13 protein-coding genes are annotated in these 12,112 nt (G+C 45.1%); 6 read left to right on the forward strand and 7 right to left on the reverse strand.

Features of this window, described 5'->3' with window-relative positions; translation table 11 throughout:
• The 3 genes from PX481_RS06060 to PX481_RS06070 form a co-directional block, all read left to right on the forward strand.
• Positions 1-652 (forward strand): peptide chain release factor-like protein (locus tag PX481_RS06060; protein WP_288093989.1); only part of this gene is annotated, 652 nt, incomplete at its 5' end.
• 152 nt (positions 653-804) lie between these two features.
• On the forward strand, positions 805-2,046 hold the full coding sequence (gene argJ, locus PX481_RS06065) for a bifunctional ornithine acetyltransferase/N-acetylglutamate synthase (RefSeq protein ID WP_104396604.1): 1,242 nt from the start codon (positions 805-807) through the stop codon (positions 2,044-2,046).
• Positions 2,047-2,466: 420 nt separating this feature from the next.
• Entirely contained in the window at positions 2,467-3,987 is a 1,521-nt protein-coding gene (locus tag PX481_RS06070; RefSeq protein ID WP_288093990.1) for a pentapeptide repeat-containing protein, read from the forward strand.
• Positions 3,988-4,061: 74 nt separating this feature from the next.
• Here PX481_RS06070 and psbM read toward each other — a convergent pair whose 3' ends face one another.
• A complete protein-coding gene (gene psbM, locus PX481_RS06075; RefSeq protein ID WP_002745897.1) occupies positions 4,062-4,169 on the reverse strand; it encodes a photosystem II reaction center protein PsbM in 108 nt (35 codons plus the stop codon).
• Between the two features lie 98 nt (positions 4,170-4,267).
• On the opposite strand from psbM, the gene PX481_RS06080 reads away from it, so the two are divergent.
• Complete coding sequence (locus PX481_RS06080; RefSeq protein ID WP_071825036.1) at positions 4,268-4,471, forward strand: hypothetical protein; 204 nt, start codon at positions 4,268-4,270, stop codon at positions 4,469-4,471.
• Here PX481_RS06080 and PX481_RS06085 read toward each other — a convergent pair.
• Together PX481_RS06085 and PX481_RS06090 are read right to left on the reverse strand one after the other, a co-directional pair.
• Positions 4,405-5,520 carry a histidine kinase gene (locus PX481_RS06085; RefSeq protein ID WP_002759628.1) on the reverse strand — a complete coding sequence of 372 codons (1,116 nt, stop codon included), beginning with the start codon at positions 5,518-5,520 and terminating at the stop codon, positions 4,405-4,407. The two genes, PX481_RS06080 and PX481_RS06085, sit on opposite strands and share 67 nt — an antisense overlap.
• Positions 5,521-5,657: 137 nt before the next feature.
• Positions 5,658-6,638: an ABC transporter ATP-binding protein gene (locus PX481_RS06090; protein ID WP_012267680.1), complete on the reverse strand. Its 981-nt coding sequence runs from the start codon at positions 6,636-6,638 to the stop codon at positions 5,658-5,660.
• A 280-nt stretch (positions 6,639-6,918) separates the two neighbouring features.
• Here PX481_RS06090 and dacB point away from each other — a divergent pair, with 280 nt between their 5' ends.
• Positions 6,919-7,806, forward strand: a complete 888-nt coding sequence (dacB, locus tag PX481_RS06095; RefSeq protein WP_002759635.1) for a D-alanyl-D-alanine carboxypeptidase/D-alanyl-D-alanine endopeptidase — start codon at positions 6,919-6,921, stop codon at positions 7,804-7,806.
• Between the two features lie 145 nt (positions 7,807-7,951).
• On the opposite strand, the gene PX481_RS06100 is transcribed toward dacB, so the two are convergent.
• From PX481_RS06100 to PX481_RS06110, 3 genes are all read right to left on the reverse strand, one after another.
• Entirely contained in the window at positions 7,952-8,218 is a 267-nt protein-coding gene (locus tag PX481_RS06100) for a DUF6761 family protein (RefSeq protein WP_002759637.1), read from the reverse strand.
• A 128-nt stretch (positions 8,219-8,346) separates the two neighbouring features.
• Entirely contained in the window at positions 8,347-8,505 is a 159-nt protein-coding gene (locus PX481_RS06105; RefSeq protein WP_288093992.1) for a hypothetical protein, read from the reverse strand.
• Positions 8,471-9,436 carry a M48 family metallopeptidase gene (locus tag PX481_RS06110; RefSeq protein ID WP_288025452.1) on the reverse strand — a complete coding sequence of 322 codons (966 nt, stop codon included), beginning with the start codon at positions 9,434-9,436 and terminating at the stop codon, positions 8,471-8,473. Before PX481_RS06110 ends, PX481_RS06105 begins: the two co-directional genes overlap by 35 nt.
• A 31-nt stretch (positions 9,437-9,467) precedes the next feature.
• On the opposite strand from PX481_RS06110, the gene PX481_RS06115 reads away from it, so the two are divergent.
• Entirely contained in the window at positions 9,468-9,623 is a 156-nt protein-coding gene (locus tag PX481_RS06115) for a hypothetical protein (RefSeq protein WP_012267676.1), read from the forward strand.
• Positions 9,624-9,713: 90 nt separating this feature from the next.
• On the opposite strand, the gene PX481_RS06120 is transcribed toward PX481_RS06115, so the two are convergent.
• The gene (locus PX481_RS06120) at positions 9,714-11,849 is read right to left on the reverse strand and encodes a glycosyltransferase (protein WP_288025453.1); all 2,136 of its coding nucleotides are present in this window, start codon (positions 11,847-11,849) and stop codon (positions 9,714-9,716) included.
• Positions 11,850-12,112: the final 263 nt, after the last annotated feature.

Consider the following 12,112-nt stretch of genomic DNA (forward strand, 5'->3'; position numbering starts at 1 on the left):
AGTTAGCCTTTTGAGTGAATCTCCGGCGGATATGGGAGGATTTAAAGAGGCAATTTTAGAGATTAAAGGCGATAACGTCTATAGTAAGCTGAAATTTGAGGCGGGAGTCCATCGGGTGCAGCGGGTTCCTCTGACGGAAGCCAGTGGTCGCGTCCACACTTCTACCGCTACCGTGGCGATTATGCCAGAAGTGGACGATGTGGAAGTGCATATCGATCCCAAGGATATTGAGTTAACCACGGCTAGATCCGGGGGTGCAGGCGGTCAAAATGTCAATAAAGTGGAAACTGCCGTCGATTTAATCCATAAACCCACGGGAATCCGAGTTTTTTGTACCGAGGAGCGATCGCAATTGCAAAACCGGGAACGAGCTATGCAGATTCTCCGGGCGAAACTGTACGATATGAAGTTACAGGAACAACAGGAAGCGGTCAGTTCCATGCGACGCTCTCAGGTGGGAACTGGTTCCCGTTCGGAAAAAATTCGCACCTATAACTATAAGGATAATCGTCTCACCGATCATCGCTTAAATCAGAATTTTTCCCTCGATCGCATTTTAGACGGCGATATCGAAGATGTGATCCAATCCTGTATCGCCAAGGATCAACAGGAAAAACTGGCAGAATTAGCCGCTGCCCAAGAGACAGCTTAATCAGGACAAGGGAGACTCCGAGACTCCTGGATTATTTTTATTTATGCTCCCCACTCCCCTCTCCCCAACCCGCAACGGTCAAACCCTTTGCTACTTTTTGGCTTTTTACTTGCTATAATCGATCGTCGAATTTGAGTAGGAGACGGGAGAAAATGGCCGATTGGCAGGAAATAGAGGGGGGGATCACCGCCCCAAAAGGATTTAAATCCGCAGGGATGGCCGCGGGGCTAAAACCGTCCGGTTTGCCCGATTTAGCCCTAATTGTCTCGGAAACAGAAGCGATCGCCGCCGGAGTCTTTACCACCAGTCAAGTGCGGGCCGCTTGCGTCGATTATTGCCGTCAACGCCTACAAACTAAAGCCAGCGCCAGGGCGATTTTGTGTAATGCCGGCCAAGCAAACGCCGCCACGGGGGAAGCTGGATGGCAAGATGCTCTCGATAGTGCCGCCGCCTTGAGCCAAGTTTTAGGGATTCCCGCCGATGCAATTTTGCTGGCATCTACGGGAGTGATCGGGCAACGGATTCGCATGGATGCGTTAACCGCCGCTTTACCGACCTTAGCGGGTTTATTGTCGGAAAATGGCGGCGAAAGCACGGCCCGGGCGATTATGACCACGGATCTAGTCCCCAAATCGATCGCCTTGCAAACCACCATCGATGGTCGTCCGGTCACAATTGGGGGAATTGCCAAGGGATCGGGGATGATTCACCCGAATATGGCGACGATGCTCTCCTTTATTACCTGTGATGCTGCAGTATCGACGGTTCTCTGGCAAAATATGTTAAGTCGGGCGGCTAATAAAAGTTTTAATCAGATTACGGTGGATGGGGACACCAGTACCAATGACAGTCTGATCGCCTTGGCTAACGGTCAATCGCGCACCACGGCGATCACAGAAATGGGCCGGGATGCCCAAAAGTTAGAGGCCATGTTAACGGAAGTTTGTCAATACCTGGCCAAAGCGATCGCCCGGGATGGGGAAGGAGCCACCTGTTTAATAGAAGTGCGGGTTTCGGGGGCGGCCGATGATCAGTCCGCTCGTCAGATTGCTCGCACCATTGCCGGTTCTTCCTTAGTAAAATCGGCGGTTTTCGGTCGAGATCCCAACTGGGGACGAATTGCGGCGGCCGCGGGCCGGGCCGGGATAGTCTTCCATCAAGAAGATCTACAAATTAAGTTAGGCGACTTCGTGATGATGGAAAATGGTCAACCTCTGGCGTTCGATCGAGCTAGTGCCAGTAATTACCTGAAAGCGGCAGCAAGCGGGGCTTATTTACGAGAAGATACCGTTTTAATGTCTATCTGTATCGGTAACGGTTCGGGAACAGGTACGGCCTGGGGTTGCGATCTTAGTTACGATTACGTCAAAATTAACGCCGAGTACACCACTTAAAGCGATCAATCGGTTCTGTAAACAGGCTCTCTTGTCCTTGCTGGATTGTAGCCCAACAGCTTGATCAAAGGTTGACGTTAGGCTCTAGTCTATACCGACAATCTCGATGATCGATCCTGTTGATTACACAGCATCCGAGAGAGCCGATTACCCGATTAACAGATAAACTTTAATGGTTGGATTGTAAGTAGCTGGTTATAATTAAATTAAAAATGGATTTTAGGTTCGATCCCCCCTGCCCCCCTTGATAAGGGGGGTGCCGATCCCCCCTTAGTCCCCCCTTAATCCCCCCTTAATAAGGGGGGCATCTGACAACTTTTAACGCCTACCTACTTACTTCTTTTCAACCGGTCTCGAAAACAGTTTTGTCAGTCCCTCAGTCCCTTGGCAAAATCCATCTATTGGCGGGGAAAACGCTGCATGGTTCCGAAAAAATCACCACGAATTCCTTTAGAATTGCACCAGATCAAGGCTTACGAGTTTTATCAAAAACGGCTGGCATCGGGTAAAGAAGGCAATGAGATAGATGACTGGCAGCAAGCGAAAGAATATTTGAGCCAACATCCCAGAGCGATTCTTGCTTGGAATCTAAAAATGCCCTATCGCGGGGGAAAAAGGCTAATTAAAAGATTGTTGCTATCGCTCCAGTCTCTTGTCAGAGTTGCTTGGAAACTGCTAATCTTTCCCTTCTGGCTATTTCAGCAAATACCGGGGCTTTTTGCCCGTGAAGACAAAGACAGCCGCACCTTTGCCATTGATGTGGTCAAAACGATTATTTCTGCCCTGGGATTAATTGCTACCCTTTTGGCAGGAATTGGGCTTATTGTCAATTATTTCAATTCTCAAGCGGAAATGCAACTGACTCAGCAACGTCTGATTACCGAGCGCTTCTCGAAAGCTGTCGAGCAAATCGGTAGTGGTAAAGAGGAGGTGGTAATTGGCGGCATTTATTCCCTAGAGCGAATTGCCAAAGATTCTCCCAAGGATCAATGGACAATTATGGAAGTGCTGACTTCCTACATTCGTAAAAATTCCCCCATTCCCTCGAATATTCAACAACTGAAGCCAGAGGCAGAGGAAAGAGAGAAGACCCCAGAAAAGCTCCCTTCCGTGAGTATTCCAGTTCAGGCCGCTTTAACGGTAATCGGGCGGCGTAAAGGGGATAATTTGGCTGAAACAACTGACTCTAATAAAATTAAAATTCTTGATTTAAGTCGGACAAATTTGAGGGGAGCCAACCTCAACCGAGCCAACCTCAACCGAGCCAACCTCGACGGAGCCAACCTCAACGGAGCCTTCCTCGAAGAAGCCAACCTCGACGGAGCCAACCTCAACCGAGCCAACCTCAACCGAGCCAACCTCGACGGAGCCAAGCTCATCGGAGCCAACCTCATCGGAGCCTTCCTCAACGGAGCCAACCTCAACGGAGCCAACCTCAACGGAGCCAACCTCATCGGAGCCAACCTCATCGGAGCCAACCTCAACGGAGCCAACCTCAACGGAGCCTTCCTCAAGGGAGCCAACCTCATCGGAGCCTTCCTCGAAGAAGCCAACCTCAACGGAGCCAACCTCAACGGAGCCTTCCTCAACGGAGCCAACCTCGACGGAGCCTTCCTCATCGGAGCCTTCCTCGAAGAAGCCAACCTCAACGGAGCCAACCTCAACGGAGCCTTCCTCAACGGAGCCGAGGGTCTTAATCCAGAACAAATTAAATCGGCCTGCTTTTGGGAAAAAGCAATATACACGGAAGCCAAGTGGGATGAAGATAAACAATTATGGGTGGTTGCTGACCGGGAAGCCAATCAACGAGAAATCGAGAAACTCAAAAGGGACAAAAACTCAGATCCGCCAAATCCGAGGCTCTTCTCGGCTTTGTGTGATAATTTTTGCTTATGGAATCGTGAAATGCTTACTGGAGACGAAACTAGCATTTTCCCCTAATTGAAGCGAAAAAACCCCGCATGACTTCAAGAAATCACCGGGGTTTTTAGGAAAAATAGGGATAGGGAAGGAATTTAACCCTCGGTTTCCTCTCTGGTTTGGATAAACAGAATCAAGAGGAAAACCGTGGGGACTAGGACGAATAGGATACTAGCGATAAAGCCGAGATTATTTACCTGCATGAGTTAACTCCCTTAAGTGACAACGGATTTGCATTAAAGATTAACTCCTAGAATATCATCCCAGAGGGCGTTGCTGATTTGAGAGGGGAAGTGGGGAAGTGGCAGAAAGTTCCGAGGTTTCCTTCCCCACACCCCACACCCTACACCCTACACCCCACACCCCACACCCTACACCCCACACCCCACACCCCACACCCCACACCCTACACCCCACAACCTCTTTCAAGTCAGGTAGTCACCTTTTCACCCCCTTGGCCCGCGCGTTTTTAATCGGTACTTTTGGTTCGGTGGCGATGATGTGAAGATCGATATTTTTCTGCCAGATCAGACGCATGAGTTTTTGGGTGAAAGAACCTTTGATGAAATTCTTCCAGCGCGATTGAAGGCTCTCCCCGATCACAATCTGGGTGATTCGTTCCTGTTCGGCCACTTCTGCGATCGCTGATGCCACCTGATAGCTTTTAACCCGTAAGAATTTCCCCTCGAAGTCCCGACATAAACGTTCGCAGGTTTCGATATGTAAAGCCTCCTCTTTGGTGAGAAAGCGATCGGGTTTATCGACGAAAATCACGAAAAATTCCGCATTCATATACCCCGCTATCCGCGCTCCTCGACGTAATAATCGTAAAGAGTTGGGATAGGTGGAAACACAGACTAATACCCGTTCGTGAACGGGACAGAATTGACCGATAAATGTCGAATTACTCGCTTCTTCTTCCACTGTATCGGCCACTTCACGCAGGGCGAGTTCCCGGAGGGCGATTAAATTGCGCCGTCGAAAGAAATTATTTAAAGATGGTTGGATCTTTTCGGGAGCGTAGATTTTTCCCGCTAATAATCTTTCCTCTAGGGTTTCAGCGGTAACATCTACCACGATCACTTCATCAGCTTCCTCCAAAATTCGATCGGGTATTCGCTCCCGCACCACCACCCCAGTGATTCGGGCAACCAAATCGTTTAAACTCTCGATATGCTGGATATTCACTGTCGAGTAAACATCGATTCCCCGGGATAAAATTATCTCCACGTCCTGAAAGCGTTTCTCTCGCTCCGAACCAGGCGCGTTCGTGTGGGCTAATTCATCGATCAGACACAGCTGCGGCGAGCGGGCGATAATCGCTTCTGTATCCATTTCCGAGAGAGTAAATCCCTCTTTCTCTAGGATTTTTCTCGGTACGATTTCCAACCCCTCGGCTTTTGCGGCGGTCTCTTTCCGGCCGTGGGTTTCGAGCAGTCCGATCACCACGTCGGTTCCCTGCTTTCTGAGGCTATGCCCCTCCTCCAGCATTTTGTAAGTTTTCCCGACCCCCGGGGCCATGCCGATAAAAATTTTATGTCTTCCCCGTCGCACGCTCGTCTCCTTTTTGGCAACTTCCCTTGTAGATTAATACTAAATCCAGTTATTAAAAACTGATTATCTATTCCCTCTTTTGCCTTTTGCCTGTCCTAATATGTAGCCTATACTCAACGGATTTGCTCTGAGAGTGCTTATTGACTAGAGGTAATACCGCGCTGACGTAATTGGTCGATAAAAAATTCTTCTAGGGAAGCACGAGCTAAATTCAGACTAATCAAGCGAGCATCGATACTAGGCAGGGCAGCCAGAAAAGCAGCGGGTTCTCCCTGTAATTGTCCCTGCCAACAATTATCGCGCCAATGCAAACCGAGTATCCATTGCTGTAGTTGATCCTCCCTACCACCTTGAACAATCACCTGATAGACATCAGCACGACCGAGAATTTGCTCGAGGGAACCAACACAGAGTAATTCTCCCCGGGCCAACAGGGCAATGCGATCGCAAATTTGTTCCACATCGGAGAGAATATGAGAGTTAAAAAAGATGGTTTTCCCCCGTTGTTTGAGGGATTGAATAATTTCCCGCACCTGATAGCGACCGATAGGGTCTAGTCCCGACATCGGTTCATCGAAAAAGACTAATTCAGGATCATTGATTAATGCTTGGGCTATACCGATCCGTTGCATCATTCCCTTAGAATATTGACGCAATTGTTTTTTCTGGGCAGTTTTGCGGTCTAATCCCACTAAATCCAATAATTCAGGAATGCGTTTTTTCTGCACAGAAGAGGGAATTTGAAAAATGCTGGCGATTAATTGCAGGAATTCCCAGCCGGTGAGATAGTCGTAGTAGTAGGCATTTTCGGGAAGATAGCCGATGCGTTGCCTGACCGAGCGATCGCCAATTGGCTGACCGAGAATCAAGGCCCGTCCGGAAGTGGGTCGGACAATCCCCAAAAGGGTTTTTAAGAGTGTGGTTTTGCCGGCCCCGTTCGGGCCTAATAATCCAAAGGTTTCGCCCTCATGGACAATTAAAGTACAGTTTTTCAAGGATTCGATTTTTTTATCTAACCAGAATCCTGTCCGATAAGTTTTTTGTAAGTTTAACGTCTCTAGCACAGTTTGACGGCTGGTATTCGTCATTGTTTTGGAATCATCTGAGACAGAATACATGGGTCGGATATCCCTCTTCCTACACTTTGCTTTTATTATCCCCAAATTGTCACCAGCAATGTCAACGGTATCAAAATAGCCCGGTTTTGGAACCCAGAAAAATCCCAACTGGTCTTGAGAATAGGTATCAGTGTAGTTCTGGGCTATTGCCAGCTTTCTTCTCTGGCATGGGTGTGAATTAGCCGCTAAAATCTGTTAGAAAGGTAACTTTGACACTTGAGCGGCAACTGGTACAATAGGGCGAACGCTTACGGAAACCAGACTCTTACACAAACACAGCATGAAACAACTCCTCAATTGCCTCAATTCGTTGACAGTGGCCAGTGTAGCCACTATCGCCTTGGCCTATCCTAGCATCGCTCAAGTTAATCTGTCTGTTTATCCCGCTCCTTCCTCGTCGAACGAATCCATAGAATTATACGTTCCCCCGCCAGAAAACAATAACACCAATAATACCTGTACTCAATCGATCGGGGCAAATATCGATAAAGTTATTAGTCAAGCTCCCAATCAGTGGGGTATATTAATCGAATCTATCGATCGCCAAACAGTTATTTATAGTCATAACGCTGATCGCTATTTTATCCCCGCTTCTAATACAAAGTTATTTACCACGGCTGCCGCTTTACAAGTGATGAACCCGGAAACGACGATTCAGAAGAAATCCCTGCGCGATTGGGTTAATATCACTAATCAGAGAAGTAATAATTTCTACGCTGACACTCTTTTTCGCTTTATCGGCGGTGCTAAAAATGTTACTGCCATCTTGGCACAATTGGGCATCAATCCCAGTGGTTTTCGTTTAGCCGATGGTTCGGGATTATCCCGCCGTAATACCGCTACTCCCCGCTCGATCGTGGAAATTTTGCGGGTGATGTATTATTCTCCTAATCGAGACACTTTCTATGCTTCCTTACCGGTAGCGGGAATTAGTGGCACCCTGAGAAACCGAATGCGTCAGACGGCCGCTACTGGCACAGTTTACGCTAAAACCGGCACTCTTACCGGTGTGCGGGCCCTATCGGGTTATCTAGAAAACCCCCACCAAGAACCGATGTTATTTAGCATTATCGTTAATAATCAACGGGTTTCTGGACAGTCCCTAGTGAAAGCGATCGATACTATTGTTCTACAGATGACCGAATCTCGTTCCTGTCAAGCTCGGTAGAGCGCTGGTAAAAATCGCCCTGTCTCCCGACTCCTAACTCCTCAATTCTGCCCGATGCAAGAGGTCTAATCCCGGGGCGATTCTCGCGAGTCAATCCGATTTTTTGGGCGGAATGATGGCCAAATTCCCTTAAGCCGAGATGGGGTTAATAATAGCCATAATCTGCTTCGGTTTGGGTTTGGGTTTGGGGGGAGAGATATTCAAAATTAGAGGGATCTCGCAGAAAACGAAATATTTCTTCTTCGAGACGATGAATTAGATAGGGTTCTATGGAACTAGAATGGCGTAAACAGGCTAAATAGCCTTCTACATATAGCCGGATCTCATCAAAACGCGAGCCACGGTGCCAAAGATCCACCATGTCATCGGTGAGTCTTTGATAGTAACGAATGGATTGGGTATCTTGGAGCATGGGCAGTAGAACAAAAAAGAGAGAGTGGGGGTAAGTGTGTATGGATAATCGTAGGGAGAATTGCCATTCTCGGTTCCCGATACCTCTATTGTACTCACCAAATTGGCAAAACACAGACAAGAGAATTTTCAGTGATCAGTAAAGGGTGTGGGGTGTGGGGTGTGGGGTGTGGGGTGTGGGGTGTGGGGAGAAGGGAGAATAAATAAAGGCAATCTCCTGAATCCTGTCTCCTGTCTCCTGCCTTCGTATAGATTATTCAGGGTTTCTTTGTCTTTTTGCCCGTTCAATTTCTGCTTGTAGTTCTGCTATTTGTCGCTGTAATCTTTCGCTTTCCCTATCATTAGCATCAATATTAATTGAGCTTTTTACCCCTGTTTTGGCATAGTTTCCCCGGCGAATTTGACGATAGGATTCCGAGTTAAACCATTCCTGTAGATAATGCACTCTTTCCACGGAAAAAGGATGGGTTAAAAAGGAACCATTACCGCCATTATAAATGAGAAATTTATAAATCTGGTTTAAGTTATCTTGGTCTAATTGTCGGTAGGCTTCTCCTTGGCGAATAAATTCTTCTAAGTTGCATTCATGCAGATATTTTTGACTTCCTCCTGCACATTTCATTAAAGTTCTCAGGACTACATTTAAATCATCGCTAACTAATAAAGCGGCTCTGTCTGCGGATAATTCGGCTTTTCTGCGCCATTCATAAAAGGCATAAACTAGACCAGTAGTAATGGCTTTTCCTAGTCCTAAGGTGATGCCCCCAAGGAAATTAGCCGCCCCCATCACCCAAAAAGACATTTGAATTAAAATACTATGATCGCATTTTAAATGACCTAATTCGTGGGCAAGAATTACCCTAATTTCTTCTTCATCTAATAGGTCTAAAAGGGCAGTATTAAAGACAATGTAGGGATGTTCCGAACCTAAAGAATAGGCATTCGCTGAAGGGTTTTGACTGACATAAAGATTCGGTTCTGGGGACATATCTAAATCCCGCAGACATTGGCGATATATACCGTATAAAGTGGCGTATTGACGCGGGCCGACTTTGAGATCATTGCCCATTAATAAAATTTGCTGGGGACGTTCATAGAGATATTCGGAAAAACTTTTCGCTAGTAAATCAAACCCCGGAACTGATCTTAAGGCCTGTTCAGCTTGCTGATCTAGGGGATGTTTAAAAGCTTGACTGGAGATATCAGGATAAGTTGGCATATTTTTTCAAGGAAAAAGGGGAAAGGTAAAAATGATAATTCAGTCGTTAGTCAGAAATAAACGGGCATTAATTGCCAAGTTTTTAAGATTGTCTTGTCAACTTTTTCGAGGCAACCTATGGCATTATAGTCAGGAATTACTTCTAGAAACAGTTGGCGTTTATCAAATCAGTAATGTCTCTCAATAGGTTTTTAATTCTGCAAAATTGCGGATTCTAGAGTTTATTTGGTTGCGGTGACATAGAATAGACCTGTGGGAGAAATGAGCTTTTTTCTTGTTAACTATCCTTGGCAACAATTCCTAGATTCGATAACAAAGCTTGTAGGTTAGTTTGCACGGTAGCGGGTTGGTATCTCTTAATAGTTTCTAGGGAATTATCAGCGAGTTTTTGCCACAATTCCATATTATCATAGAGTTCGATCACCGCTTGGGCAAATTCCTCGGCAGTATCGGCAATTAAAACATCTTGGTGGTCAATTAATCCCATACCTTCGGCACCAATTTTTGTGGTAATAGTCGGTAATCCTAGGGAAAGACTTTGACCTATTTTACCCTTCATTCCCGCACCAAATCGCAGGGGTGCGACAAAAATCCGACTCTTTTGGAAATAGGGTTCCACTTCGGGAACATAACCGGTAACAATCACTTGATCATTGGCTAATTCTTTCACTTCATCCTTGAGGTTACTTCCCAATAAATTAACGGTAATATCGGGACGGGATGCCCAAACTAAGGGCATAATTTCTAAACATAACCACTTAACGGCATCAATATTAGGAGGGTGATTGTAGCTACCAATAAATACTAAACCCGATCGCTGGTCAAAGGCAACTTTTTCTGACAGGGAAATTTCTTCATGGATATTGGGGATTACCCAAACATTTTTCACTCCTAAAGAGGATAATACCTGCTTTTCGTCTTCGGTTACTACTACGGTTGCTTCCGCTTGATTAGCATAGTTTAACTCTAATTTCTGATAGGTTTGCCAACTCCAGCTAGTATTTTGGTAACTGGGATCGAGATAGTCTTTTTGCCGTTTTAAACGTAGAAAATGCAGGTCAATTGTATCATAAATAATTGGTGCTTTTGTTTTTAAGCGAATTAAATCCATATACTTATCACACAATTCGGGACGACACAACCAAACTCCATCGATCAGGGGTAAATATTTGATTAATTTTTCTTCTAGATTATATCTTTGCGCTGTGCCATAAATAACTTCAATTCCCAGCTGTTGCAGTACAGAAGTATAGGGTTGTTCAGGATAGCCATTATCGGGAAAGAAAATCACTGAATAGCCTAAATTGAGCAGTAGCTTAAGAATATTTAATAAACGCACACAGCCAGATTCTCGATCGTATAGTGGCACATAGGAATCGATGACTAAAATTGTCGGTTTTCCTTGTAAACGTCGGGCAGCTTTGGGTACATTATTAGCATCGTTATCTAGGTGTTTAGTTAATACCTTTGACCATTTTTCTCGAAACTTAGTTTGATTAATAACTTGATATTGTTTGATCCCACTAGAAAGGTCTGTTCCCGAGGTGATTCCTTCGTAGTGAATGACGTTAGATTGGGGTTGATAAAGGACTTGATAACCCAATTCTCGGAGGGCAAAACATAAGTCTGTATCTTCGTAATATGCGGGGATAAAGTCTTGACAAAAACCACCTAATTGCTTAAATAAATCTGTAGGAACTAATAAACTTGCTCCCGAACAATAGTCCACGGGACGGACATAATTATATTCCGGTTCCTCGGGACTATCTAAGCGTCCATAATTCCAACCATCGGCAGAATTCCAGATAATTCCCCCCGCTTCTTGTTGTTTACCATTAGCATAAATTAACTTGGAACCCACCGCACCAACTTGGGGATTATTGATAATTAATTTCACTAAACTTTCTAGACAATTTTCCAGAATTCTAGTATCGTTATTGAGAAAATATAGGTATTGACCTTTTGCTTGACTAGCCCCATAATTACAGGAACGAATAAAACCAGAGTTTTCTGTATTAGTTAATACTTTAATTCCTTTAACTAAAGTTGCTAATTGTTCTAAGGTTTCATCGCTGGAAGCATCATTAACAATGATTATTTCATAAGCTAAATCAGAACTTAGGTTAACACTCAAGGATTCGAGACAGTTAAAGGTGTAGGCAAATTGGTTATAAACAGGAATAATAATCGAGACTAAAGGATCATCACTACTGGCAATTTCTAGGGGTCGCGGTTCAGCTAATTTAGCACTTTCGATCACCTGTTCTTCAAATTCAGAGGAACTCTTTCCTGTGAGAATTTTAATAATTTTTCGTTTCGTCTTTTTGAGTGCTGGTTTCCATCCTTCCTCTTGGAGACTAAAGACAAATTTTTTGAGCAGTTTTTTAACTTTAAAAATAATCATTATTACCATAAATAATCCTCTAGAGAAAACCAATCTTGTGCTAAATTTAAATTTCTTTCTGCTCTAATAATAGCTCCTTCCTTTAATTGTTGCTTGAGGTAGTTTCTCTGGGGTTCCATAATATAAGTAGATGGGTGGAATTAAATATAAGATGAACGTAGGTTGGGTTGAAGCATGAAACCCAACGCCCGCATGGGTTACGCTACCGCTAACCCATCCTACAAATAATTGTACCTCCCTACTTAAGTGGCAAGTGCGGAGCTTTCTTTTCA

This window comes from Microcystis sp. M53603_WE2 (assembly GCF_030065435.1).

Excerpts from the sequence above, each read along its gene's own strand:
- PX481_RS06110 (WP_288025452.1), bottom strand. The coding sequence starts at position 9,436 with ATGCCAACTTATCCTGATATCTCCAGTCAAGCTTTTAAACATCCCCTA.
- PX481_RS06090 (WP_012267680.1), bottom strand. The coding sequence starts at position 6,638 with ATGTATTCTGTCTCAGATGATTCCAAAACAATGACGAATACCAGCCGT.
- PX481_RS06120 (WP_288025453.1), bottom strand. The coding sequence starts at position 11,849 with ATGGTAATAATGATTATTTTTAAAGTTAAAAAACTGCTCAAAAAATTT.
- psbM (WP_002745897.1), bottom strand. The coding sequence starts at position 4,169 with ATGCAGGTAAATAATCTCGGCTTTATCGCTAGTATCCTATTCGTCCTA.
- PX481_RS06115 (WP_012267676.1), top strand. The coding sequence starts at position 9,468 with ATGATAATTCAGTCGTTAGTCAGAAATAAACGGGCATTAATTGCCAAG.
- argJ (WP_104396604.1), top strand. The coding sequence starts at position 805 with ATGGCCGATTGGCAGGAAATAGAGGGGGGGATCACCGCCCCAAAAGGA.
- dacB (WP_002759635.1), top strand. The coding sequence starts at position 6,919 with ATGAAACAACTCCTCAATTGCCTCAATTCGTTGACAGTGGCCAGTGTA.
- PX481_RS06070 (WP_288093990.1), top strand. The coding sequence starts at position 2,467 with ATGGTTCCGAAAAAATCACCACGAATTCCTTTAGAATTGCACCAGATC.
- PX481_RS06100 (WP_002759637.1), bottom strand. The coding sequence starts at position 8,218 with ATGCTCCAAGATACCCAATCCATTCGTTACTATCAAAGACTCACCGAT.